Here is a 22,362-nt window from a genome sequence, read left to right as displayed (position 1 = left end):
CATGGACTTCGCGTTCGACGCACGCACCGAGGAACTGCGCGCCCAACTGCTCGCCTTCATGGACGAGTTCGTCTACCCGGCCGAGGCGGTCGCCGAGGAGCAGCGGGCCGCGCTGGCCTCGCCGTGGGACACCCCGGCCGTGGTCGACGAGCTGAAGGCCGAGGCGCGCAGGCAGGGCCTGTGGAACCTCTTCCTCCCCGACGCCGAGTACGGCGGGGGGCTCACCAACCTCCAGTACGCGCCGCTCGCCGAGATCACCGGACGCTCCCCGCACCTGGCGCCCACCGCGCTGAACTGCGCGGCACCGGACACCGGCAACATGGAGGTGCTGGCCCAGTTCGGCGACGACGCGCAGCAGAAGCAGTGGCTGGAGCCGCTCCTTGCCGGTGAGATCCGCTCCGCGTTCGCCATGACCGAGCCGGAGGTGGCCTCCTCCGACGCCACCAACATCACCACGTACATCGAGCGCGACGGCGACGACTACGTCATCACCGGCCGCAAGTGGTACATCTCCGGGGCGATGAACCCGGACTGCAGGATCTTCATCGTGATGGGCAAGACCGACCCGGACGGCACCGACATCCGGCGCCAGCAGTCCATGGTCCTGGTCCCGCGGGACACCCCGGGCGTCACCGTGAAGCGGGCGATGAAGGTCTTCGGCTACGAGGACCACTCGCACGGCGGCCACGCCGAGGTGGTCTTCGACCACGCGCGCGTGCCCGTCTCCAACCTGGTCGGCGAGGAGGGCGGCGGCTTCGCCATCGCCCAGGCCCGGCTCGGCCCCGGCCGGATCCACCACTGCATGCGGCTGATCGGCATGGCCGAGCGGGCGATCGAGCTGATGTGCCGCAGGGCCGTCTCCCGCCAGGCCTTCGGCAAGGCGCTGGCCCAGCAGGGCGTGGTGCACAACTGGATCGCCGACGCCCGGGTGACGGTCGAGCAGCTGCGGCTGCTGGTCCTCAAGACGGCCTGGCTGATGGACACCGTCGGCAACCGGGGTGCCCACGCCGAGATCCAGGCCATCAAGATCGCCACGCCGCGTGCGGTCGTCGACATCATCGACCGGGCGATCCAGCTGCACGGCGCGGGCGGCGTCAGCCAGGACTTCCCGCTGGCCGACCTGTACGCCGGGGCCCGGACGCTGATGATCGCCGACGGCCCGGACGAGGTGCACCAGCGCTCGCTGGCGCGCCGGGAGCTGAAGAAGTACCTGTAGGCGTTGCGCGGCCGGATCCGGTGCGGGCATCCCATGCCCGCACCGGCCCCTCGCCGTCCGCCTCAGCCCGTCCGGCCCGCCACGAGCTGGTAGAAGACCGGCTCGCCGGTCGTCGTCACCCGGTGCTGGAACCGGGTCCGTTCCAGCAGTTCGAGACGTCCGTCGGCCACCAGCCGCTCGACGGCGACGCCGAACCCGTCCGGATCCGCTTCGTCCATCCACTGCTCGTGAATGGTGAAGGCCACGGGCGAGCCCGACGGCAGCACCCCGAGCGCGTTGACCAGCGCCTGCGGTGTGGCGTGCGTGCCGCCGAACGCGCCGGCCGACACCAGTCCGCCGAACGCGTACGGGCTCAGCGCCTCACGGAGTCCGTCGCCGAGCTGGAAGTCGCCGACCACGTAGCCGGCGTAGACGCCCGGCCGGTCGCGCAGACACGCCTCGCGCGCCGCCGGCAGCGCGTCGACCCCGACGACCCGGGCCACGCCCGCGCGCCGCACGAGTTCGCCGACCAGTCCGGTGCCGGAGCCCACGTCCAGCACCGTCATCGACTCCGGCTCCAGCCCGAGGCTCGCGGCCGCGCGGAGCAGACCCTCGGCCGCGACCTGCGGCGATCTGCACTGCAGCCGTTCCTGGACGACATGCTCGTAGAGGCCGGGCACGGCGTAGATCCGTGTGTACTCGTGCAGGTGCACCGTCTCGTGCTCGCTCAACTCGATGTACTCGCCGTCGGTCACTGGCGGGCCGAGCAGCCGGACGCCCGCAAACACATCTGCCATGCCGGCGAGACTAGGGGCCCGTGTCCGTGCGCCGCCACCGGTGACCGAGGCGGGCCGAGTGCTCGCCGGGGCGGCCCGGGTGGCCGGCCGGCGCAGGTGCTCGCGCTCGTCCCCCTCCAGGCGCAGGGCGCGGGCGGGGGAAGACCTCGACGTACCTCACGGACAACGCGGACGTCCGGCTCTCTCCGGCCGACCTCGCCGGCCTCGCCGGCCTGGACGCGATCCCGGCGCCGGCCGGCGCCCGGTACTGACGGCCATCGCCTACTTGAGGATCTGGAGCAGCCGGTCCGCCAGGATCGTGGACGAATGAGGATTCTGGCCGGTGATGAGATTGCGGTCCTCGACCATGTAGGGCTCCCAGATCGGGCCGCGGCTGAAGTCGATGCCGACCTTCTCCTTCAGCTCCGTCTCCAGCAGCCACGGTGCCCGGGGGGCCAGGCCGACGCCTTCTTCCTCCTCGTCGGTGAAGCAGGTGATGCGGTATCCCTCGAAGGGGGACCTGCCGTGGATCCTGGTGGCGAGGATCGCGGCGGGGGCATGGCACACGATCGCGAGCGGTCTGCCCGAGGCGAGCTGCGCGGTCAGCAGGCGGCCGACGTCGGCGTCGAACGCCAGGTCCGCCATGGGGCCGTGGCCGCCGGGCAGGTACACCGCGTCGTAGTCCTCCAGGCGGACGTCCGAGAGCTGGAGGGGCCGCCGCATCACCTCGGCGGAACGGATGATCGCCTCCAGTTCGAGGGCCATCTCCTCGCCGCCCGCCATCGACGGACGCAGGCTCATCATGTCGACGTTCGGGGTCACGCCGCCGGGTGTCGCGATCACGACGTCATGACCGGCTTCGGTGATCTTCTTGTAGGGCAGGGCGAACTCTTCGGCCCAGTAGCCGGTCGCGTACCTGGTGCCGTCCTTGAGAACCCAGTAGGTCGCCCCGCTGACGATGAAGAGGACTTTCGCCATCGCACTCGGTCTCCTTCCCCCCGAGTCGACTCGTGGAGGAATTCAGCCGTTCCAGCCTAGGCACATCAGGGTCGAAGTGCTCGCAGCAGCAGGTCGGCCAGGTGGTCGGCGACCTCCTGCGGGGCCATGGGGCCGTCGGGGCGGTACCAGGTCGACAGGTGGTGGACCGAGCCGAAGTGGTAGTCGACGACGAGGTCGGCCGGGGTCGCGGTGGAGAAGACGCCCTCGCGCTGGCCCTCCTCGACGAGCGCGCGGAAGCGTTCGTGGTAGCGCCGGCGCTCGGCACGCACCTGCTTGTTCTTCTCCGGGCTCAGGTGGTGCATGGACCTGAAGAAGATCATCGCGTCGTCGAGGTTCTCGATCGTCGTCACGACCACGTCGGCGGCCGCGCCCCGCAGCCGCTTCTCGATCGGCTCGTCCGCGTTCGCGAAGGCGTCGAGCCGCTCCTGCTGTACGCGCAGCATGCGCGCGTACACCTCGTGCAGGAGGTCGTCCTTGGAGCCGAAGTAGTGGTACAGCGCCCCCTTGGTGACGCCGGCCGCCTCCACGATCTCCTGCACGGATGTCCGGTCGTACCCCTGCTCCGCGAAGAGCCGGGTGGCGGCGGCAAGAAGCCGCTGCGGAACAGGAGCCCCGTCTCCGTCCGTCGTCCTGGGCACTGCCGCCACCTGCCTTTCTCGTAGATCCGCTAACCCTGTTGCGGTCGGGAACGAAGTTCCCGTCGGAGGATCTTCCCACTTGCCGTCTTCGGCAGGTCGGGCAGGATCTCCACCTGGCGCGGGTATTTGTACGCGGCCAGTCTCTCCTTGCAATAGAGGGCGAGATCGTCCGGGTCGGTTGCAGTTCCCGGGCGAAGACTGATGTAAGCCTTGACGGTCTCCCCGCGGTACCCGTCCGGCACCCCGACGACGGCCGCCTCGCGTACCGCCGGGTGGGTGTACAGCACGTCCTCGACCTCACGCGGCCAGACCTTGAAGCCGGACGCGTTGATCATGTCCTTCTTGCGGTCGACGACGTACAGCCAGCCCTGCGGGTCCATGAACCCGATGTCGCCGGTGCGCAGTTCGCCGTCCGGGAAGGTCTCGGCGGTGGCCTCGGGCCGCCGCCAGTACCCGGGCACCACCTGCGGCCCGCGTACGGCGATCTCGCCCTGCTCGCCGAAGGGCACCTCCTGGCCCTGGTCGTCGACGATGCGGACGACCGTGTCCGGGCCGGGCACCCCGACCGCGAGGGTCCCGGAGACGGGGTCGACGGGCGCTTCCCGCTCCGGCGGCACCGAGGCGCAGGGCGCGGTGCACTCGGTCAGCCCGTAGCCGTTGCGGATGTACGGCCCGAACCCGGCGCGGAACTTCTCGACCAGGGCCGGCGGCAGCGGCGCGCCGCCCGAGGAGATGTTGACGAAGGAGGCGAAGTGCTCCGGGGTGACGTCCGGGTGGGCGGCCAGGGCCATGAAGGCGGTGGACGGGCCGACCGTGTACTGCGGGCGGTGCTCAGCGAACGCCTCAAGGACCAGGCCCGGCTCGAAGCGGTACGTCAGCACGAGCGTGCCCGCGCTGGTGAGGCAGGCGCAGAGCTGGCAGACCATGCCGGTGATGTGGAAGAGGGGCGCGAGGGCGTAGTAGACCGGCGCGTCGGGCAGCGCGAGCCCGGTCCGCTGCCGCTCCGCGTTGTACATGATGTTGCTGTGCAGGTTGGTGGCGCCCTTGGGGGTGCCGCTGGTGCCCGACGTGTAGCTGATCAGCGCGATGTCGGAGGGCTCCGGCTCCCGTCCCTCGGGTGCCTTCCCGCCCCGCCGTGCGACGGCGACCAGGTCCTCGGCGTCGGCGGCCTGCGGCAGCCGCTCGAAGGCCAGCACGCGCGCGTCGTCACGCGTCTGGAAGTCCAGCTCGCTCGCGGTGAGCACGATCCGCACCGGCGAGTCGGCGGCCGTGTCGCGCAGGTACGACTCCCAGGCCCGCTGCGAGCAGACCAGCGCGACCGCCTCGGCGTCCCGCAGGACGTGCGAGACCTCCCCCGACTTGTACATCGGGTTGACCGGCACGACGGTCGCGCCCGCCTTCCAGGCGCCGAGCAGCGCGAGCACGAAGTGCGGCGAGTTCTGCAGGATCACGGCGACCCGGTCCCCGCGCTCCAGGCCCCGCTCGGCGAGATGCGCGGCGACCGAGTCGCTCAGCTCGTCGACCTCGCGGAAGCTGAGGCGGGCGTCGAAGTAGGTCAGGCAGGTGCGGTCGGGCGCCTCGGCCACGGCGGCCCGCAGCGCGTGCACCAGCGAGGCGGGCGGATCGACCGGCCCGCGCTGGGCTTCGTTGAGCAGCCCCACCCAGGGCCGGGCGGCGTAGCTGGACTCGGTCACCGACTCGCTCACCGGGTGGCCTCCCACTTCTGCTGGATGTGGTTCATGTTCGTCAGCCAGCGGTCCGGGTCGGTGGCCCGCGCCTGGTAGAACGCGGCGACCTCGGGGTGCGGCAGGATCAGGAACCGGTCCTCCGCCATCCCCTTGAACAGCGCGTCGGCGACGGCCTCCGGTTCGATGGCGGTCGGCTGGAGCACGATATCGCCCGCGCTGCCGGTGGCGGCGAGCATGTCGGTACGGACGCCCTGCGGGCAGATGGCGTGCACTTTCAGGCCACGATGCCGGTACGTCAGTGACAGCCACTCGGCGAAGGCGTAGGCGGCGTGCTTGGTCACGCTGTAGGGCGCGGCGCCGATCATGGTGAGCAGTCCGGCGGCGGACACGGTGGACACGAACCGCCCGCTCCCCCGCTCCAGCCACTCCGGGACCAGCTCCTGGGCGGCCCGTACGTGAGCCATGACGTTGACGTCCCAGGCCGATTCCCACACGGCCGCGTCGGCCGCCTCGGACCCGCCGGAACCGAGCCCGGCGTTGGCGCAGTAGACGTCGACGCTCCCGCCGAGCGCGTCCCGGGCGGCGCCGACGATGCCGGACGCGTCCCCCGGAAGGGCGATCCCGCCGATCTCCTCGGCGACGGCCGCCGCCTTCTCCCCGTCCAGGTCGTTCACGACGACGCGGGCGCCTTCGGCGGCGAACCGGCGGGCAAGGGCGGCCCCGATGCCCCCTCCCGCCCCGGTGACGACGACTCGGGCATCTTGCACGGCTCCCACCATCGGTCTCCTTCGACACGACGCGACCAGACTCGGCTCAGCAACGACACACTAACCGGTCGGTATGTTTGAGAAAAGGGCGACCGTCACACCCCCTAAGGGCGCAGGACCCCCGTCGGACTCGCGGCGACTGCACTCCCCCAGGGGCGCAGGGCCACTGTCCGACACGCGACCACTGCACCCCCCAGGGGCGCGGGGAACTGCGCGACCAGCCATCCACGACCCGCACCCGGACGACGACGGAGGCCACCCCATGCGCCCGTCCAGACGAAGTCTGCTCACCGCGGCCACGGCAGCGACAGCGGCCGTGACAGCCCTACCCACGGCAACCACAGCCGACGCCCACGGCACCCTCAAGACCGGTTTCGACCACCTCTCCGCCGACGGCTACACCCTCCTCGCCGCCCAAAAGGCCGGCATCGTCACCAACCCCACCGGCATCACCCCCGACGCCCGCCACCTCGTCGACGTCATGCACGCCGACCCGCGCGTGAACCTCACCGCCGTCTTCGGCCCGGAGCACGGGTTCCGCGGCACCGCCCAGGCCGGCGGCTCCGAGGGCCGCTCCGAAGACCCGGCGACCGGCCTTCCCGTCTACGACACCTACCTCAAGAGCGGACAGCCCCTCGCCGACGTCTTCGCCGCCTCCGGCGTGGACACGATCGTCTTCGACATCCAGGACGTCGGCGCCCGTTTCTACACCTACATCTGGACGCTCTACGACTGCATGGAGGCCGCCCGGCTGGCCGGCAAGCGCTTCGTCGTGCTCGACCGGCCGAACCCGGTGGCCGGCCGCACCGCCGAGGGCCCGGTCCTGCACAGGGAGTTCGCCAGTTTCGTCGGCCGGCAGCCGATCGCACAGGCGCACGGCATGACGGTCGCCGAGCTCGCGCGGCTGTTCAACGCGGAGTTCCTGGACCCGCCGGTCGCGCTGGACGTCGTACCGATGACGGGCTGGCGGCGCTCCCGCTTCTTCGACGCGTACGCCCTGCCGTGGGTGCCGCCGAGTCCCAACATGCCCACCCCGGACACCGCCCTCGTCTACTCGGGGACCTGTCTCTTCGAGGGCACGAACCTGTCCGAGGGACGCGGTACCACCCGCCCCTTCGAACTGCTGGGCGCGGAGGGCATCGACGCGCGCTGGGCGGCCGCCGCGAACGAGCTCGCGCTGCCGGGCGTGCGGTTCCGGGAGGCGTACTTCGCGCCGACCTTCTCCAAGTTCCAGGGCAGGACCGTCGGCGGGGTGCAGATCCATGTGCACGACCGGGCCGCCTACGACCCGGTACGCACCGGAATCGCCCTGCTGGTCACCGCGAAGAAGGTGTGGAGCGGCTTCGCCTGGCGGCCGGACGACTGGATCGACAGGCTGACGGGATCCACGCGGGTCCGCACGATGACCGACGCCGGCGCGGGCCCGGACGAGGTCGTCGGCGCCTGGCAGGACGAACTCGCCGCATTCCGCCGGGTCCGAAAGGAATTTCTCCTCTACAGGTGAGGCGCGGTGTATGGCCAACCTTGCCCCGCAGCGGGACGATGCGCGCACATCGCACCGGTTCGGGGGACGAGGAGCCTGGTATGGCGGATCCTGGGATGAGTGTGGCTCCCTACTGGGAGCTGACCTTCGATGCGGACGGGGACCCGGACGGCGCCGAACGCGACCGGCTGCTGGGCGAGATCGGCGGCCACGCCGTCCATGACCTGATCGTCTTCGCGCACGGCTGGAACAACGACCGTTCCGGGGCGACCGCCCTGTACCGGCGGTTCTTCGCGCCGATCCCGAAGCTCGCGCCGAAGGCGCGGATCGGGTACGCCGGTGTGATCTGGCCGTCGATGCGGTTCTGCGACGAGCCGATCCCCGACTTCCCGAAGTCCGTGGTGGCCACGGAGGCGGAGGAGTCACCGGCGCCCGTCCTCGACAAGGACACCCGGCACGCGCTGCTTGAGACGTTCCCGGGGCGGGCCACCGTGGTCGACCAGATCGCGCGGATGCTGGACCAGCGGCCGGCGAACGAACTGGCGGAGTTCGGGCGGCTCGTACGGCTGCTGGTCGAGGTGCTCCCCGGCGGCCCGCAGCCGCTGTTCGCGGCGGACACGCTCGCGGAGGGGGTCCCGCAGAGCGACCCGGTGCTGTTCACCGGGGACACGACGGCCCTGTGCGAGGGGTTCGCGGCGGCGCTGACCGCCCTCCACGGGGGCGGCGCCGCGGCCGGGTTCGCGCTGCCGAACCCCTGGGACGGCGCGAAGGAGCTGCTCAGGCAGGCGACGTACTACGCGATGAAGCGGCGCGCGGGGACCGTCGGGGAGCGTGGGCTCGGGCGGGTGATCGGGCAGCTGGCCGCGGCGGCCCCCGACGTGCGGGTGCATCTGGTCGGGCACAGCTTCGGCGGCCGGCTGGTGTCGTTCGCGCTGCGCGGGCTGCCGGACGGGGTGCGCACGGTGAAGTCCGTGACCCTGCTGCAAGGGGCCTTCTCGCACTACGCGTTCGCCGCCCGGCTGCCCCACGATCCGCGCGCCGGCGGGGTGCTCCAGGGGCAGCAGAACCGGATCGACGGCCCGCTGGTGTGCTGTTACTCCCACTTCGACGAGGCGCTCGGCACGATGTATCCGCTGGCCTCGCGGATGGCGGACGACGCCGAGTCGGCGCTGGGCGAGGACGTGGGGCGGATGCTGGGCGACAAGTGGGGCGCGATGGGCCACGACGGCGTCCAGGAGGTGCCGGGCACCCGTGCGCTGGACCTCGCGGCGGCGCTGCGCGGCCCGCTCGCCGCGCCGGGCTGTGTGAACGTCGACGCGGCGGCGGTCGTCAGGAAGGGCGGGCCGCCGTCCGGGGCGCACAGCGACATCGTGCACCCCGAACTGGCCCGGGTGGTGCTGGCGGCGGGGCACATCGCGTGACCCCGCCGCCGTGGGGCATCAGCCCACCGGTGTGCGGCTCACCTGTGTGAGGTGAACTCCACGACCTGCTGGAAGGTCGGCCGGTTCTGCCAGCTGATGTTGTAGTGCTTGATGCCGCCCAGGGTGCGCTGGACGATCGAGTCGGCGCACCACTGGTCGCCCGCCGAGCACAGTGAGTCCCCGGGGTAGACGGTGGACGCGCTGGTGCCGGCCGCCGTCTTCAGGGTGCTGATCAGGATGTCCCGGCAGGCGCTGAGGCTGCCGCTGCCGCAGTACTGCTCGGCGAGCGGTCCCGACACGGTCTGCCCGAGCACCGACCGGATGTCCTTGTCGACATAACTCCACCAGCCGTACTGGAAGGAGCTTCCGGCATGCGCACCGGTCGGTCCGTGGGCGGCCGACGGGGTCTCGTCGATGTACAGGTTGTTGGTGAACGCGGTGTACAGGTCGTCACCGAGGCCTGGCTGGAACTCGGCCTTCACCAGCAGTGGCCACCAGGCGTCCAGGATCCGGACGGCGTCGGAGTTGGCGTACGTCTTCGACCCCGCCGAGGTCTCCGTGCGCTTGCCGCCCGCGGTCAACCAGGTCTGGAGCTTGGTGACGGCCGCGGCGGCCGTGGAGTCGGTCACCGTACTGCTGTTGATCACCTTCAGCAGGTTCGGCAGCACGTCCTCGGCCCGCAGGTCCGTGAGCGATGCGTCTGCCATGGCCTTGACAAGCGCAGAGCGGGTGACGCCCCCGGCGGCGACGAGTTTCTTGACCCGGTCGTTGAGCAGGTTGCCGCGATGGACCGAGCCGTCGCCCCAGCTCGCCGTCGTGTAGTTCAGCGCCTGTTTGTTGTTCCAGGAGATGTAGTAGTCCTGGTCGATCGACTGGGGGTGCTGGGCGGCCGGGGTGTAGTCGGCCGTGTTGGTGGTCGGGTTCCAGTTCTGCCACTCGTAGGCGGCCTGTCCCCAGACCGGGAACTCGGAGTCGACCCCGCCGGCCCGCACCGGGTTGTTGCCGCTGTTGTAGTACGCGGTGTGCGTGGAGTCGGCGTAGAACCAGTTGAACGTGTAGTTGATGTGCTGGACCGCGCTCTGGAAGGTCTGCGGGCTCTTCACGTAGTCGGGGTCGTTGAGCATCTGGAAGCCGATGATCGAGTCGGCCTCGTGCATGTACGAGGATCTCAGGGTGGTGTAGGCGACCTTCTTCCCGCCGACGGTGGCCCGGTATTCGACCGGTCCGTACTTGGTTTTCCAGACTTTCATGGTGTACGAGCCGGCGGCCGTGCCGTCGGCGGTGGTCGGCTTCCAGGAGTTGGTCTGCTCGACCTCGTCCATGGCCGTGCAGGTGCCGTGGAACAGGTAGTGGTAGTCGTCCTGGCAGAGCTCGACCGCGTAGGAGTCGATGATGTCCTGCCCGGAGGTGGTCGCGGACCACGCATAGTCCTGGCCGCGGCCCAGTTCGACGTACATGCTCAGGCCGGCGAAGGAGGCGCCGCGGGCGCTGATGCCCGGGCCCTGGATCTCCTGGAGCATGAGCAGCTGCGGGGCGAAGTAGCCGGTCTGCGGTCCGAACACGGCGATCGGGTGGCCGCTCGCGGTGTTCTTGCCGCTGACGACGAGGGCGTTGGACATACCGCGTCTGGCCGAGCTGAGCGCGGTCTTGGTGGCCGTCTCGGCGGCGGCGGTGGCACTCTGGTCGGCGCCGGTGCCGGTGGCGTTGTAGACCAGCGGTTCGGTGGTCACCGTACCGGCGTCGGGCAGCGCCTCGCCCTGCGGGTTGTCGGGCTTGGTGCCGTACGGGTAGCTCTCGCCGTTGTGGACGGTGAGCACGGCCTCGGGGTCGTTGCGTTCGCGGAACGACTCCCAGACCTTGGTGCCCTCCGTCACGCCGTACTTCTCCTGGGCGGCGAGCAGCGAGATGGCGTTGTTGACCTCGCCACCGCCGCCGGAGCCGAACAGCGCGCCGATCACGGAGGCCAGCGCCACCAGGTCGGTGATCTTGAAGTGGTCGATCGTGCCGGCGTTGGTGATCGAGTCCTTGTGCCCGGTCAGCACGTACTCGCCGGGGAAGTACCGGCCGCTGTCGGAGGCGTCGATGTAGGAGTTGATGCCGGCGAGGTAGGCGTTGGCGTCGTCGAGGGCCTGCTGGCCGCGGGCGCCGTTGTTGGCGACGGCGTTGTCGATCTGCGCCTGGAGGTCGGCCTCGGAGTAGGGGGCGTTGCGGTAGAACTCCTGCTCAAGGCCCTGGTTGGAGGCGGCGCCACCGGCGAAGGTGGTGAGCTGGCCGCGGCCGACGTGCCGGAACACGTCCATGAGCCACAGCCGGTCCTCAGCGGCGGCATACCCCGCGCCGAACTCGGTGCCGTATCTGGTTGTACCAGTGATATGAGGCACACCGGTCTTCTTGTCGCGGACGATGGTGACGTCGCTGCGGCCGGCCGGGTTCTCGGTGGAGGCGACTTGATCGGAAGCGACCCCGAACGACGAGTCGTTGAAGAACGTGTTGATCTTCGCGTCGGTGAGGGTGGAGTAGCCCGTGGCCAGGCTGTTGTAGGTGCCGAGCTGGTCCTCGGCGTGGTCGGGCTCGGTGCCGAAGATCTGGTTGAGCAGGATCTGGGCGAGGGTGGCGTTGCCGTTCTCGCCGGGCGGCAGGATGTCGGAACACTGGCCGCCGCAGTAGTCGTTGGAGGCCGCGGCCGCCGCCGGAGTCGCCTGGACCAGCGGGGAGAGCAGGCCGGCGATGAGGACGCATACGGATGCGGCTTTCAGGAACCCGGGGAGCTTGCGGGGAGTTCTCAGTTTGTCGAACAACGCGTGATGTCTGGTGCGCCGGGGCATGGCGGCTCCTCACGACGGGGGTGGTGCCGGACGTTACCGCCGGTATCCCCGGGATTGAAGATGAACATGCGTCAAGTTTTGGAGTGGTCGCCCGAGTCGGCGGTGTCACCGGCCGTCGGTCAAGGCGGGCGGCCTTATGGACGGCATCGGAAATCCGATGGAGCCGATTCGAGTGTCGATACGTCTATACGGCAACGCCGCGCGGAGCCCGTGCGGCGACGCCGAAGTGACCGAAGTACAGGTGCAGGTGTGACGGAGGTGCAGGGCGATGGCCGGTTTCCGGAGTCTGGCGAGACAGGTGCGAGACCCACGGTGCGATCTGGCGCTACGGCGTTACTCGCTGCGCAAGTGCCTGGAGCGGTTCGCTCCTTACGGGCACCGCGCGACCTGGGACCATCTCTGCTCGCGGGCCGGGTTCGGTCCCGAGGACCGCTCCCCCGATCCGGTGCGTCTCGTGGGCGCACTGGAGGAGCTGGAGGAGGCGCGGACGGTATGGCTCGCCTATGAGGGCGAGTTCGCCGAGCGCCGCAAGAAGGAGAAGCACGACGGGCTGCGCCGCCCGGGCAGCGTGGACGACTGGCACCGGCTGACCTGGGGCGGATTCGGAGTGGCCTGGTGCGACGACCCACGGGTCCATCCCGACGAACCACTCGCCGAGGTGCTGCGACGGCTGATCGCCGCCCTGGAGCGCGAGCCGGGCACGGTCTGCCCGGTGTGCGCGAGGGAGCGCCTCATCTGGAAGTACGACCTGGACCACGAGCCCTCCGCCGGTCCGGTCTGCACGGACTGCGGGATCCTGGTGCCGCGTCCGGTGCTCACCCCCGAGGCCCTGGCCTGTGCCAGGCGCGGGCGGCTTCTCATGTCGGCCTGACCACGTGGGGGTGCGCCGGGGATGCCGCACCCCCCAACTGCCGGGGAACCCGGCCGTTGTCAGTGCCGCCCGGCATCATCGGAGCATGGAACTACAGGCCTGTCTGAACGGACGCCGCAGCGGCGCCGACGGCTCGGGCGTGCCGTTGTCACCGGCGGCGCTGGCGGACTCCGCCGCCGAGGCGGTCGCGGCCGGAGCCACGGAGATCCATGTGCACCCGAGAACCCCGTGCGGACGGGAGAGCCTGTCGCCACGCGTGGTCGAACCGACGCTGGACGCGCTCCGCGCACGGCGGCTGCGGGTACCGATCGGAGTGACCACCGCCGCCTGGGCCGCACCCGATCCGGCGCTGCGGCTGCAGCGTGTGGGCACGTGGTCCGTACTTCCCGACTTCGCCTCGGTCAACTGGCACGAACCGGGCGCCGAGGAGGTCGCCGAGCAGTTGCTGGTCATGGGAATCGGCGTGGAGGCGGGCATCTGGTCCGGCACGGACGGGGCGGCGCGGTTCGCGGCCTCACCGCTGGGCCCACAGGTGCTCCGGGTGCTGGCGGAGGTGACGGACCCCGACCCGGCCACCGCCGAGCAGTCGGCGCGAACGCTCCTCGCAGAGCTGGGCACGGCCCACGGCCGGCCGGTCCTCCTGCACGGCGAGGAGGGCGGCACCTGGCCGGTACTGCGGCTGGCGGGCCGGCTGGGCCTGGCGACCCGCATCGGCCTGGAGGACACCCTGCTGCTGCCGGACGGCGAACGGGCGCTTTCCAACGCCGGGTTGGTGGCCGAGGGACTGCTCCAGTACGGGCCGTGACCGACGCGCCCCTACCGCTTGCACTCCGCCCGTTCCGGCAGCAGGCGGGAACCCGCGCGCCGTTCGCCGAACGCGTCGTCCGGGTTGGACAGCACACAGGTGTCCAGGGACAGACAGCCGCAGCCGATGCAGTCGGTCAGATGGTCGCGCAGGCGGTTGAGCTGCCTGATCCGCTCGTCCAGTTCCGTGCGCCAGGCCGCCGAGAGGCGGGCCCAGTCCTCGTGGGTCGGCGTGCGCTCCTCCGGGAGTTCCGAGAGGGCCTCGCGGATCGTCGCGAGGGGGATGCCGACCCGCTGTGCCGCCCGGACGAAGGCGACGCGGCGGAGCGTGTCGCGGGTGTAGCGGCGCTGGTTGCCGGAGGTCCGCCGACTGCTGATGAGGCCCTTGGACTCGTAGAAGTGCAGTGCGGAGACGGCGGCGCCGCTGCGCGCGGACAACTGGCCCACGCTCAGCTCTTGGATCTTCTCGGGAATCTGCGGCACCCCGCAGAGACTACCCACCGGTGCCGGTCGCGGTCCGTTGACAGGGGGCCCGTACCGGACCATGCTAAGCAGTTGCTTAGACAATGCACGCGTGACCCGTGACTGCGAGAGGGCCGGCAACATGGCAGAACCGAGGATCTTCACCTCCCCCGACGAGCTGAAGGCGGCCGTGGGCGAGCAGCTGGGCCACACCGACTGGCTGGAGGTCGACCAGAAGCGGATCGATCTGTTCGCGGACGCGACCGGCGACCACCAGTGGATCCACGTCGACCCGGAGAAGGCGGCCGCCGGCCCGTTCGGCACGACCATCGCGCACGGCTATCTGACCCTGTCGCTGCTCCCGCTCTTCGGCCCCCAGCTGATCAAGGTCGAGGGCGTGAAGATGGGTGTGAACTACGGCACCAACAAGGTCCGTTTCCCCGCCCCCGTCCCGGTCGGCTCCCGGCTGCGCGCCACCGCGACGATCACCGGCGTGGAGGACGTCACGGGCGGCGTGCAGGTGACCGTCGGCTTCAGCGTGGAGCGCGAAGGCGGCGACAAGCCGGTCTGCGTCGCGGAGTCGGTGTCCCGGTACTACCTCTGAGTCCCGGTACCACCGCTGAGCAGCCCCGCGGCTACTTGGCCCCGACCATCCGCAGCACGAGGTCGGCGTAGAGCGCGCCGACCTCCTCCGGGGTCCGGGGGCCGTTGACGTTGAACCAGCGGGCGACGTCGATGGACAGCGACAGCACCGCGAGGGTGGTGCCGTGCACGTCGATGACGTCGAACTCGCCGGAGGCGACGCCCTCCCGGATGATCCCGCGCACCTCGGCGTCGACCTGGCGGCGCAGGTCGAGGATCTCGGCGCGGGCGTCGGGGCCGAGGGCGTCGAGCTCGTACTGCACGACCCGGGCGGTGGTGCGCCGCCCGGCGTGCCAGCGGACGAAGGAGCTCACGGCGTCGGCGAGCCGCTCGGTGGCGGTGCCCTCGCGCCGGGCGGCCGTCTGGAGGATCTCCAGGGCCTTGTCGTGACCGATGCGGCTGATCCGGTGGAGCAGCTCTTCCTTGGTCTTGTAGTGGATGTAGAGCGCGGCGGGGCTCATGCCGGCGCGACCGGCGATGTCGCGGGTGGTGGTGGCGTGGTAGCCGCGCTCGGCGAAGGCCTCCACGGCGGCGACCAGCAGTCGCCGGGCCGCGTCAGGGGTGACCTCTTCCCACGGCTCGACCTCGCCGCCGGTCGTCTCCTCCGCCGTACTCATCGCTTGCTCGCCCCTCTCGATACCGGAGCTCCACCATACCGCCGAAGCTGAGCGAGCGCTTAGTGTGCCCGCTCAGAGCTTTTCCCGCGGGTCAGAGCTTTTCGAAGGGGTCGTGCTCGGCGAGCAGCTTCTCCAGCCTGGCCTGGTCGACCCGGCTGACGATCTGTCCGGCCTCCTGGCGGTCGCGGACGACCTTCGCGAGTGTGAAGGCGGAGGTGACGAGGTAGAGCACGGCGATGCCGAGGAAGCCGCGCACCCAGGCGTCGGCGTGCAGCCGGAAGATGCCGATGGCGGTCGCCGTGAGGGCGAGGGCGAAGGAGGCGACGGCCTGCCCGTAGAAGGCGGCCGTGTTCTGGTGTCTGACCGGTGTGTCGCTCATGGTTCGAGCATCGCCGGACGTGGCCCGCACCACATCCGCCCGGATACTCAGGGACGTACTCAGAACGCCGAGACGCCCGTCAGGGCCCGCCCGATGAGCAGCTTCTGGATCTGGCTGGTGCCCTCGTAGAGGGTCATCACGCGGGCGTCGCGCAGGAGTTTGCCGGCCGGGTACTCGTCGATGTATCCGTAGCCGCCGAAGACCTGGAGGGCGTTGTTGGCGGCGCGCACGGCGGCCTCGGAGGCGAAGAGCTTGGCCTTGGAGGACTCGATGGCGAACGGCAGCCCCCGGTCGATCAGATCGGCGACCCGCCAGGTCAGCAGCCGGGCCGCGTCCACGTCGACGGCGATGTCGCTGATCAGCTCCTGGACGAGCTGGTGCCCGGCGATCGGCGTGCCGAACTGCTCGCGCTCCCCCGCGTACTTCACGGCCGCGTCCAGCGCGGCCTGCGCTATCCCGACACAGCCGGCGGCGACCGACATCCGCCCCTTGGCGAGCGCCGACATGGCGACCGAGAAGCCCTTGCCCTCCGGGCCGAGCATCGCGGAGGCGGGGACCCGGACGTCCTCCAGGACGAGTTCGGCGGTGGCCTGGCCGCGCAGGCCGAGCTTGCCGTGCAGGGGACGGCGGGTGAGGCCGGGACTGTCGGCCGGCACGAGGAAGGCCGAGACGCCCCTGTGGCCGGGGGCGTCGGTGGAGCGGGCGAAGAGGAGGACGACGTCGGCCCAGGTGCCGTTGGTGATGAACATCTTGGTGCCGTTGACGACGTAGTCGTCGCCTTCGCGAACGGCACGGGTGGTGAGGTTGCCCGCGTCGGAGCCGGTGCCGGGTTCGGTGAGGCCGAAGCAGCCGACGTACCCGCCGGAGGTGAGCCCCGGCAGCCAGCGCCGTTTCTGCTCCTCGGTACCCCAGGCGGCGACCGACTTGGCCACCAGCCCGAGGGAGACGGAGACGATCCCGCGGACCGAGGAGTCCCCGCGGCCGAGTTCCTCGGTCACCAGGCAGTACGCGAGATGGTCACCGCCCGAGCCGCCGTACTCCTCGTCGACGGTCAGACCCAGGAAGCCGACCTCGCCGAGTTTCTTCACGATCCCCCGGTCGACCTCCTCGGCGCGGTCCCAGGCGATCACGTTGGGGGTGATCTCGCGTTCGACGAAGTCCCGGGCGAGCTGCCGTACGGCGGTCTGCTCCTCGCTGAGCCCCAGGTTCACCATGCGATCACCCTTAAATTAGCACTGCTAGTTTATTCGTGCAGCCCTACTATGTGCGCCATGGCCCGACCGCGCAAGCCCCTCCTCAGCACCGACCGGATCGTCCTGGCGGCACGGGAACTCGTGGACACGGAGGGACTGGCGGCCGTCTCCACGCGCCGCCTCGCGGCCGAGCTGGGGGTGAGCGGGCCCTCCCTCTACAACCACTTCCGCACCAAGGACGAGATCCTGGAGGCGGTCGCGGACTCGGTCAGCGCGCAGGTCGACCTGTCGATGTTCGAAGATCTCGGGCAGGACGCCGACCGGGACTGGCGGACCGCGCTGCACGACTGGGCGGTGTCGTACCGGACGGCGCTGCGGGACCACCCGAACATCGTCCCGGTCCTCGCCCGGGGTCCCGGCCGCCGCCCGGCCGGACTACGGCTCGCCGACGCGGTCTACGGCGCGATGGTGGACGCGGGGTGGCCGCCGGCGCAGGCGACTTCGATCGGGGCGCTGATGCGGTACTTCATCATGGGGTCGGCGCTGGGGTCGTTCGCCGGGGGCTTCGTGGACGACGCGAGCGCGTACGACCCGGCCGACTATCCGCATCTGGGCCAGGCCCACCTGCTCGCGGAACAGCAGGAGAAGGTGGACGAGCGGGCCTTCGAGACGGGGCTGCGGGCACTGCTGGACGGGCTGGCCGAGCAGTTCGCGCGGGTGACGGAGACGACCGCCTGAGAACGGCTTCCGGCTCACCGGCCGCCGGGGGCGGCCCAGGCGACGAGTTGGAGGACCACGCCGTTCGGGTCGGTGACCTGGAAGAGGCGCTCACCCCACGGCTCCTCGCGCAGCGGCATGGTGATGGGGGCACCCTCGCTCCGCAGCCGCTCGTACTCGGCGTCCAGGTCGGCCACGGTGAACGCGGTGATCACACCTGCGGCGGGCCGGTCCCGCGCCCCCTCGGGCAGAACCTCGGTGCCGCGCCGCAGGAAGATCACCTGGACGGTGTCCTCGCGGACCAGGGAGGCGAAGCCGTCGGCGGCCATGGCCTCCTGGAAGCCGAAGTGCCTGGTCAGGAACGCGGCGGAGGCGGGGACGTCGTCGACGGTCAGGCAGACGGCGGTGGAAGTGATCTTCATGGCTCCTCCTGGGAATTATCTCTGTACGCCGTATTCTATACATCGTACAGAGTGGGAGGTGGCGGCAGAAGTCCTGCGCGGAAAAGATGGGGCGCATGGCCAAGGAACGAAGCGGTGCGGACGACCCCGCTCGCACACTGGAACTGCTGTGGCGCGAGCCCGGAAAGGGCGGCTCCCGGCGCGGCCCCAAGCAGGGGCTGACGGTCGACGCCGTCGTCCGGGCCGCCATCGAACTCGCCGACTCCGGTGGGCTGGACACCCTGACCATGCGCAGCGTCGCCCAGCGGCTGGGCGTCACGCCGATGACGATCTACACCTACGTCCCGGGCAAGGCGGAGCTGCTCGACCTCATGCTGGACACCGCCTACCTCCGGATGCCGCGCACCGATCACGCCGACGCCCCCTGGGGCACGAGGGTGGCGGCCGTCGCACGCGAGAACCGCGAGCTGTACCGGCGCCACCCCTGGGTGGCGACCCTGCCCACCACCCGCCCGCCGCTCGGCCCCGGCCTGATGGCCAAGTACGAACACGAACTGGCCGCGTTCGACGGCCTCGGGCTCGACGACGTCGAGATGGACGCGGCCCTCACCTTCCTGCTCGGCTTCGTCCGGTCCGTGGCGCGCGCCGACCTCGACAACCAGGCCGCCGCCCGCGACAGCGCCCTGTCCGACGAACAGTGGTGGGCCGCCAACGCACCCCTTCTGGCCAGGGTCTTCGATCCCGCCCGGTTCCCCCTCGCGGCCCGGGTCGGACAGGCCGCCGGTGAGACCCACCAGGGCGTGTACGACCCCGAATACGCCTTCCGCTTCGGGCTGGAGCGCGTCCTGGACGGCCTCACCCGGCTCGTCGAGAGCCGTTCCCGGTAGCGACCGCCGCTCGCCGGCCCGCTCCCCGACCACCCGTCCGAAAACCGCCAGCGCCCGGTCGGTTCCCGTCCCTACCCTCGGCGGTATGACGAACCAAGCCGTCCCGGCCCGACCGCACCTTCTGCCGACCGCTGCCGCCTGTGTCGCCGTCGTGCTCTGGGCCTCCGCCTTCGTGTCGATCCGCAGCGCCGGGGCGGCCTACTCGCCGGGGGCGCTCGCGCTCGGGCGGATGTCGGCCGGGGCGCTCGCGCTCGGGCTCATCTGTGTGGTGCGGCGGGTACCGCCGCCGCCCAGGTCCGCCTGGCGCGGCATCGCGATATCCGGCGTGCTGTGGTTCGGCTTCTACATGGTCGCCCTCAACTGGGGCGAGCAGCAGGTGGACGCGGGGACGGCGGCCCTCGTGGTGAACGTCGGCCCCCTGCTGATCGCCCTGCTCGGATCCCGGCTGCTCGGTGATCCCATGCCGCCCCGGCTGCTCGCGGGGATGGCGGTGTCGTTCGCGGGCGCCGTGACCGTGGGCCTTTCGATGGCCGGCGGAGGCGGCTCCTCGGTGCTGGGCGTGGTGCTGTGCCTGCTCGCGGCGGTCGCCTACGCCGCCGGTGTCGTCTCCCAGAAGCCCGTACTGTCCCGGGCGAGCGCACTCCAGGCCACGACGTACGGGTGCCTCGTCGGCGCCGCCGCCTGTCTGCCGTTCGCCGGGCAGTTGGTGCGCCAGGCCGCCGACGCACCCCTGTCCGCCACCCTCAACATGGTCTATCTCGGTGTCTTCCCGACCGCGCTCGCCTTCACGACCTGGGCGTACGCCCTCGCCCGCACCACCGCGAGCCGGATGGGCGCGACGACGTACGCCGTGCCGGCGCTGGTGGTGCTGATGTCGTGGCTGGCCCTCGGCGAGGTGCCCGGTCCTGTCACCCTGGCGGGCGGGGCGCTGTGCCTGGCCGGTGTGGCGGTGTCCCGGTCCCGGGCGCGGACGCGCGCTCCCCGGACCGTGGCGGCGGCCGGGGAACCCCGCTCCGAACAGGTGCCGTGACGGCCGGTCAGAAGACGACCAGCGCCCGGCCGCCCTTGCCCGCCAGCATGTTCTCGAAGGCGACCGGGATGTCCTCCAGCGCGATCCGCTCCGTCACCAGTGCGGTCAGGTCCAGGCGGCCCGCCCGGACGTGTTCGGCGAGCAACGGCAGGTCGCGGGCCGGGTCCGAGTTGCCGTAGACACAGCCGGAGAGGGTGCGGCCCCAGTGGAAGAGCTCCAGGGCGTTGAAAGTGACCTGTTCGGTCCTGGCGCCGATGCCGACCACCGTCGTACGGCCGCCCCGGCGGGTGGACTCCCAGGCCGCGCGGATGCTGACCGCGCGGCCCACGCACTCCACGGCGACGTCGACGCCCTGCTTGCCGGTGAGGGCGCGGATCGCACGGGGCGTGGTGTCGGAGGCGACGACGTAGTCCGTGGCGCCTGCGGCGCGCGCGAGGCCTTCCTTCTCCGCCGAGACGTCCACGGCGATGATCCTGGACGCGCCCGCGATCCGGGCCGCCTGGACGGTGGCCAGGCCCACCCCGCCGACGCCGAACACCGCCACCGACTCGCCCTGCCGGACCCGCGCCGAGTGGTGCACGGCGCCGTACCCGGTGAGGACCGCGCAGCCGAGCAGGGCCGCGTCGGTGAGCGGGATGTCCGCGGGGAGCGGGAGGACGCAGGATTCGGCGACCACGGTCTCCTCGGCGAAGGCCGCCACGTTCAGGCCGGGGTGCAGGTCGGTGCCGTCCGCCGTGCGGGCGTAGACGTCGGCGGAGCCGTTCAGCGCGTTGGCGCACAGCCAGACCTCGCCGAGCGTGCAGGCGTGGCAGCTTCCGCAGGAGGGCGCCCAGTTGAGGACGACCGGGTCGCCGGGCGACAGCCGGGTGACCCCCTCCCCCACGGCCGCCACGGTGCCCGCGCCCTCGTGGCCGAGGACCGCCGGGACCGGCACCCGCATGGTGCCGTCGGACAGGGAGAGGTCGGAGTGGCAGACGCCGGCGGCGGCGAGCCGGATCCGGACCTGGCCGGGGCCGGGGTCCGGGAGTTCGATCTCGGTGACCGCCAGCGGGGCGCCCACGGCGGGCAGCACAGCGGCTCGGACCGTACGAGTCATCGGAGCAACCTCCTCAGAACTGCAGGGACTTGGTCTGGAGGTACTCGGCGAGGCCGTGCGCGCCAAGCTCCCGCCCGACGCCCGACTGCTTGTAACCGCCGAACGGGGCACGAGGGTTGAACCGGCCGCCGTTGATGTCGACCTGGCCGGTCTCCATCCGCCGGGCGAAGGCCACCGCCTCCGCCTCGTCCCCGGCCCAGACGGCGCCCGCGAGCCCGTAGACCGTGCCGTTGGCGATGCGCAGGGCGTCGTCCTCGTCCTCGTAACGCAGGATCGACAGGACCGGGCCGAAGATCTCCTCCTGGGCGATCGTCATCTCGGGGGTCACGTCGGCGAAGACCGTCGGGCTGACGAAGTACCCCTGCTCGCGCGGGGATTCGAGACCGCCGGCGACCAGCCGCGCGCCCTCCGCGATGCCCTTCTCGATGTAACCACGCACCCTGGCCTGCTGCCTGGCGCTGACGACCGGCCCGATCCGCTCGCCGTACTTGGCGGCCGCCGTGGCCGCCAGCGCCACCGCCTCCTCGTACTGGTCGGCGTGCACCAGCATCCGGGTCCAGGCGCTGCACGTCTGGCCGGAGTTGGACATCACGTTGGCCACGCCGACGTTGACGGCCCTGGCGAGGTCGGCGCTCGGGAGGATGACGTTCGCGGACTTGCCGCCCAGTTCGAGGGCGACCTTCTTCACCGCCGCGCCGGCCACCGCGCCGATCTGCCTGCCCACGGCCGTGGAGCCGGTGAAGGAGACCAGGTCGACGCCCGGGTGCTCGGCGAGGGCCTGCCCGGCGATCGGACCGAGGCCGGTGACCAGGTTGAACACACCGGCGGGGAAACCCGCTTCGTGCACCGCCTCCGCGAACAGCTGGGCGGTGAGCGGGGTGTTCTCGGCGGGTTTCAGCACGACCGTGCAGCCGGCCGCGAGAGCCGGGGCGGCCTTGGCGACGATCTGGTGCAGCGGGTAGTTCCAGGGCGTGATCGCGCCGACCACACCCACCGGCTCCTGGTGGACGGTGGAGTTGCCGACCCTCTCCTCGAAGGGGTGGGTGGCCGCCAGTTCGGCGTACGAGCCCGCGACCGCGATCGGCACACTCGCATGGACCGCCTGGGAGAACTGGAGCGGGGAGCCCAGCTCGGCGGTGACCGTCTCGGCGATCTCGTCCTTCCGGGCCACGAGCACATCACGCAGGGCAGCGAGCCGGGCGGCCCGCTCGGCGGGCGGGGTGGCACCCCAGGCCGGGAGGGCGGCACGGGCGGCGCGCACGGCGGTGTCGACGTCCAGTGCGCCGCCCGCCGGGACCCGGCCGACGACCTGCTCGTCGACCGGGTTCACGACCTCGATCACGTCCCGGCTCTCGGCGGCGCGCCAGGCGCCGTCGATGTACAGGCCGTCATGTGCCTTCATGCTGCTTCCTCCCGGCGGGGCTGTGTCGTCCGAGTCACAAACTAGCGGCGATAGTTTTAGCGCGCCAGG

Annotated in this window: 22 protein-coding genes; 9 read left to right on the top strand and 13 right to left on the bottom strand. The window is 71.2% G+C overall.

Translation table 11 applies throughout. The features are described 5' to 3' along the window. Position 1 precedes the first annotated feature (1 nt). Complete coding sequence (locus ACFWPS_RS23370) at positions 2–1,216, top strand: acyl-CoA dehydrogenase family protein (RefSeq protein WP_383708058.1); 1,215 nt, start codon at positions 2–4, stop codon at positions 1,214–1,216. A gap of 62 nt (positions 1,217–1,278) precedes the next feature. Here the strand turns inward: ACFWPS_RS23370 and ACFWPS_RS23365 are convergent, their stop codons facing one another. From ACFWPS_RS23365 to ACFWPS_RS23345, 5 genes are all read right to left on the bottom strand, one after another. Beyond that, entirely contained in the window at positions 1,279–1,992 is a 714-nt protein-coding gene (locus ACFWPS_RS23365; RefSeq protein ID WP_383708056.1) for a hypothetical protein, read from the bottom strand. Between the two features lie 261 nt (positions 1,993–2,253). Continuing rightward, positions 2,254–2,949 carry a type 1 glutamine amidotransferase domain-containing protein gene (locus ACFWPS_RS23360; RefSeq protein WP_383708054.1) on the bottom strand — a complete coding sequence of 232 codons (696 nt, stop codon included), beginning with the start codon at positions 2,947–2,949 and terminating at the stop codon, positions 2,254–2,256. A gap of 65 nt (positions 2,950–3,014) precedes the next feature. Then, entirely contained in the window at positions 3,015–3,608 is a 594-nt protein-coding gene (locus ACFWPS_RS23355) for a TetR/AcrR family transcriptional regulator (RefSeq protein ID WP_383708052.1), read from the bottom strand. 29 nt (positions 3,609–3,637) lie between these two features. Next, a complete protein-coding gene (locus ACFWPS_RS23350) occupies positions 3,638–5,302 on the bottom strand; it encodes a class I adenylate-forming enzyme family protein (protein WP_383708125.1) in 1,665 nt (554 codons plus the stop codon). A gap of 8 nt (positions 5,303–5,310) precedes the next feature. Continuing rightward, positions 5,311–6,075 (bottom strand): SDR family oxidoreductase, encoded by a 765-nt coding sequence (locus ACFWPS_RS23345; protein ID WP_383708050.1) that lies wholly within the window; start codon positions 6,073–6,075, stop codon positions 5,311–5,313. A 250-nt stretch (positions 6,076–6,325) separates the two neighbouring features. Here ACFWPS_RS23345 and ACFWPS_RS23340 point away from each other — a divergent pair, with 250 nt between their 5' ends. Both ACFWPS_RS23340 and ACFWPS_RS23335 read left to right on the top strand, forming a co-directional pair. Continuing rightward, the gene (locus tag ACFWPS_RS23340; protein WP_383708048.1) at positions 6,326–7,567 is read left to right on the top strand and encodes an exo-beta-N-acetylmuramidase NamZ domain-containing protein; all 1,242 of its coding nucleotides are present in this window, start codon (positions 6,326–6,328) and stop codon (positions 7,565–7,567) included. An 80-nt stretch (positions 7,568–7,647) separates the two neighbouring features. Continuing rightward, positions 7,648–8,967, top strand: a complete 1,320-nt coding sequence (locus ACFWPS_RS23335; protein WP_383708046.1) for a serine-threonine protein kinase — start codon at positions 7,648–7,650, stop codon at positions 8,965–8,967. Positions 8,968–9,005: 38 nt separating this feature from the next. Here ACFWPS_RS23335 and ACFWPS_RS23330 read toward each other — a convergent pair whose 3' ends face one another. After that, complete coding sequence (locus ACFWPS_RS23330; RefSeq protein ID WP_383708044.1) at positions 9,006–11,792, bottom strand: penicillin acylase family protein; 2,787 nt, start codon at positions 11,790–11,792, stop codon at positions 9,006–9,008. Between the two features lie 268 nt (positions 11,793–12,060). Between ACFWPS_RS23330 and ACFWPS_RS23325 the strand changes: the two genes are divergently transcribed. Together ACFWPS_RS23325 and ACFWPS_RS23320 are read left to right on the top strand one after the other, a co-directional pair. Next, on the top strand, positions 12,061–12,663 hold the full coding sequence (locus tag ACFWPS_RS23325) for a hypothetical protein (RefSeq protein WP_383708042.1): 603 nt from the start codon (positions 12,061–12,063) through the stop codon (positions 12,661–12,663). 85 nt (positions 12,664–12,748) lie between these two features. After that, on the top strand, positions 12,749–13,468 hold the full coding sequence (locus ACFWPS_RS23320) for a 3-keto-5-aminohexanoate cleavage protein (protein ID WP_383708040.1): 720 nt from the start codon (positions 12,749–12,751) through the stop codon (positions 13,466–13,468). Positions 13,469–13,479: 11 nt separating this feature from the next. Here the strand turns inward: ACFWPS_RS23320 and soxR are convergent, their stop codons facing one another. Next, a complete protein-coding gene (soxR, locus tag ACFWPS_RS23315; RefSeq protein WP_383708038.1) occupies positions 13,480–13,950 on the bottom strand; it encodes a redox-sensitive transcriptional activator SoxR in 471 nt (156 codons plus the stop codon). 121 nt (positions 13,951–14,071) lie between these two features. Here soxR and ACFWPS_RS23310 point away from each other — a divergent pair, with 121 nt between their 5' ends. Then, positions 14,072–14,533 carry a MaoC family dehydratase gene (locus ACFWPS_RS23310; RefSeq protein ID WP_383708124.1) on the top strand — a complete coding sequence of 154 codons (462 nt, stop codon included), beginning with the start codon at positions 14,072–14,074 and terminating at the stop codon, positions 14,531–14,533. A gap of 31 nt (positions 14,534–14,564) precedes the next feature. Here the strand turns inward: ACFWPS_RS23310 and ACFWPS_RS23305 are convergent, their stop codons facing one another. The 3 genes from ACFWPS_RS23305 to ACFWPS_RS23295 form a co-directional block, all read right to left on the bottom strand. After that, complete coding sequence (locus ACFWPS_RS23305) at positions 14,565–15,188, bottom strand: TetR/AcrR family transcriptional regulator (RefSeq protein WP_383708036.1); 624 nt, start codon at positions 15,186–15,188, stop codon at positions 14,565–14,567. Between the two features lie 91 nt (positions 15,189–15,279). Continuing rightward, positions 15,280–15,567 (bottom strand): YiaA/YiaB family inner membrane protein, encoded by a 288-nt coding sequence (locus ACFWPS_RS23300; RefSeq protein WP_093504975.1) that lies wholly within the window; start codon positions 15,565–15,567, stop codon positions 15,280–15,282. Positions 15,568–15,626: 59 nt separating this feature from the next. After that, positions 15,627–16,778 (bottom strand): acyl-CoA dehydrogenase family protein, encoded by a 1,152-nt coding sequence (locus ACFWPS_RS23295; RefSeq protein WP_383708123.1) that lies wholly within the window; start codon positions 16,776–16,778, stop codon positions 15,627–15,629. 60 nt (positions 16,779–16,838) lie between these two features. Between ACFWPS_RS23295 and ACFWPS_RS23290 the strand changes: the two genes are divergently transcribed. Next, the gene (locus tag ACFWPS_RS23290) at positions 16,839–17,498 is read left to right on the top strand and encodes a TetR/AcrR family transcriptional regulator (RefSeq protein WP_383708034.1); all 660 of its coding nucleotides are present in this window, start codon (positions 16,839–16,841) and stop codon (positions 17,496–17,498) included. Between the two features lie 14 nt (positions 17,499–17,512). Here ACFWPS_RS23290 and ACFWPS_RS23285 read toward each other — a convergent pair whose 3' ends face one another. Continuing rightward, entirely contained in the window at positions 17,513–17,899 is a 387-nt protein-coding gene (locus tag ACFWPS_RS23285) for a VOC family protein (protein WP_383708032.1), read from the bottom strand. A 95-nt stretch (positions 17,900–17,994) separates the two neighbouring features. On the opposite strand from ACFWPS_RS23285, the gene ACFWPS_RS23280 reads away from it, so the two are divergent. Both ACFWPS_RS23280 and ACFWPS_RS23275 read left to right on the top strand, forming a co-directional pair. Further along, positions 17,995–18,765 carry a TetR/AcrR family transcriptional regulator gene (locus ACFWPS_RS23280; protein ID WP_383708030.1) on the top strand — a complete coding sequence of 257 codons (771 nt, stop codon included), beginning with the start codon at positions 17,995–17,997 and terminating at the stop codon, positions 18,763–18,765. Between the two features lie 85 nt (positions 18,766–18,850). Beyond that, entirely contained in the window at positions 18,851–19,795 is a 945-nt protein-coding gene (locus ACFWPS_RS23275; RefSeq protein WP_383708028.1) for a DMT family transporter, read from the top strand. Between the two features lie 7 nt (positions 19,796–19,802). Here ACFWPS_RS23275 and ACFWPS_RS23270 read toward each other — a convergent pair whose 3' ends face one another. Together ACFWPS_RS23270 and ACFWPS_RS23265 are read right to left on the bottom strand one after the other, a co-directional pair. After that, positions 19,803–20,891, bottom strand: a complete 1,089-nt coding sequence (locus ACFWPS_RS23270; protein WP_383708026.1) for a Zn-dependent alcohol dehydrogenase — start codon at positions 20,889–20,891, stop codon at positions 19,803–19,805. Positions 20,892–20,904: 13 nt separating this feature from the next. Beyond that, positions 20,905–22,293: an aldehyde dehydrogenase family protein gene (locus ACFWPS_RS23265; protein WP_383708024.1), complete on the bottom strand. Its 1,389-nt coding sequence runs from the start codon at positions 22,291–22,293 to the stop codon at positions 20,905–20,907. Positions 22,294–22,362: the final 69 nt, after the last annotated feature.

Source organism: Streptomyces sp. NPDC058457 (assembly GCF_042720695.1).
Lineage (GTDB): Bacteria > Actinomycetota > Actinomycetes > Streptomycetales > Streptomycetaceae > Streptomyces.
Note: the sequence above shows the minus strand (reverse complement) of the source record. Positions and strands in the feature narration are given on the sequence as shown.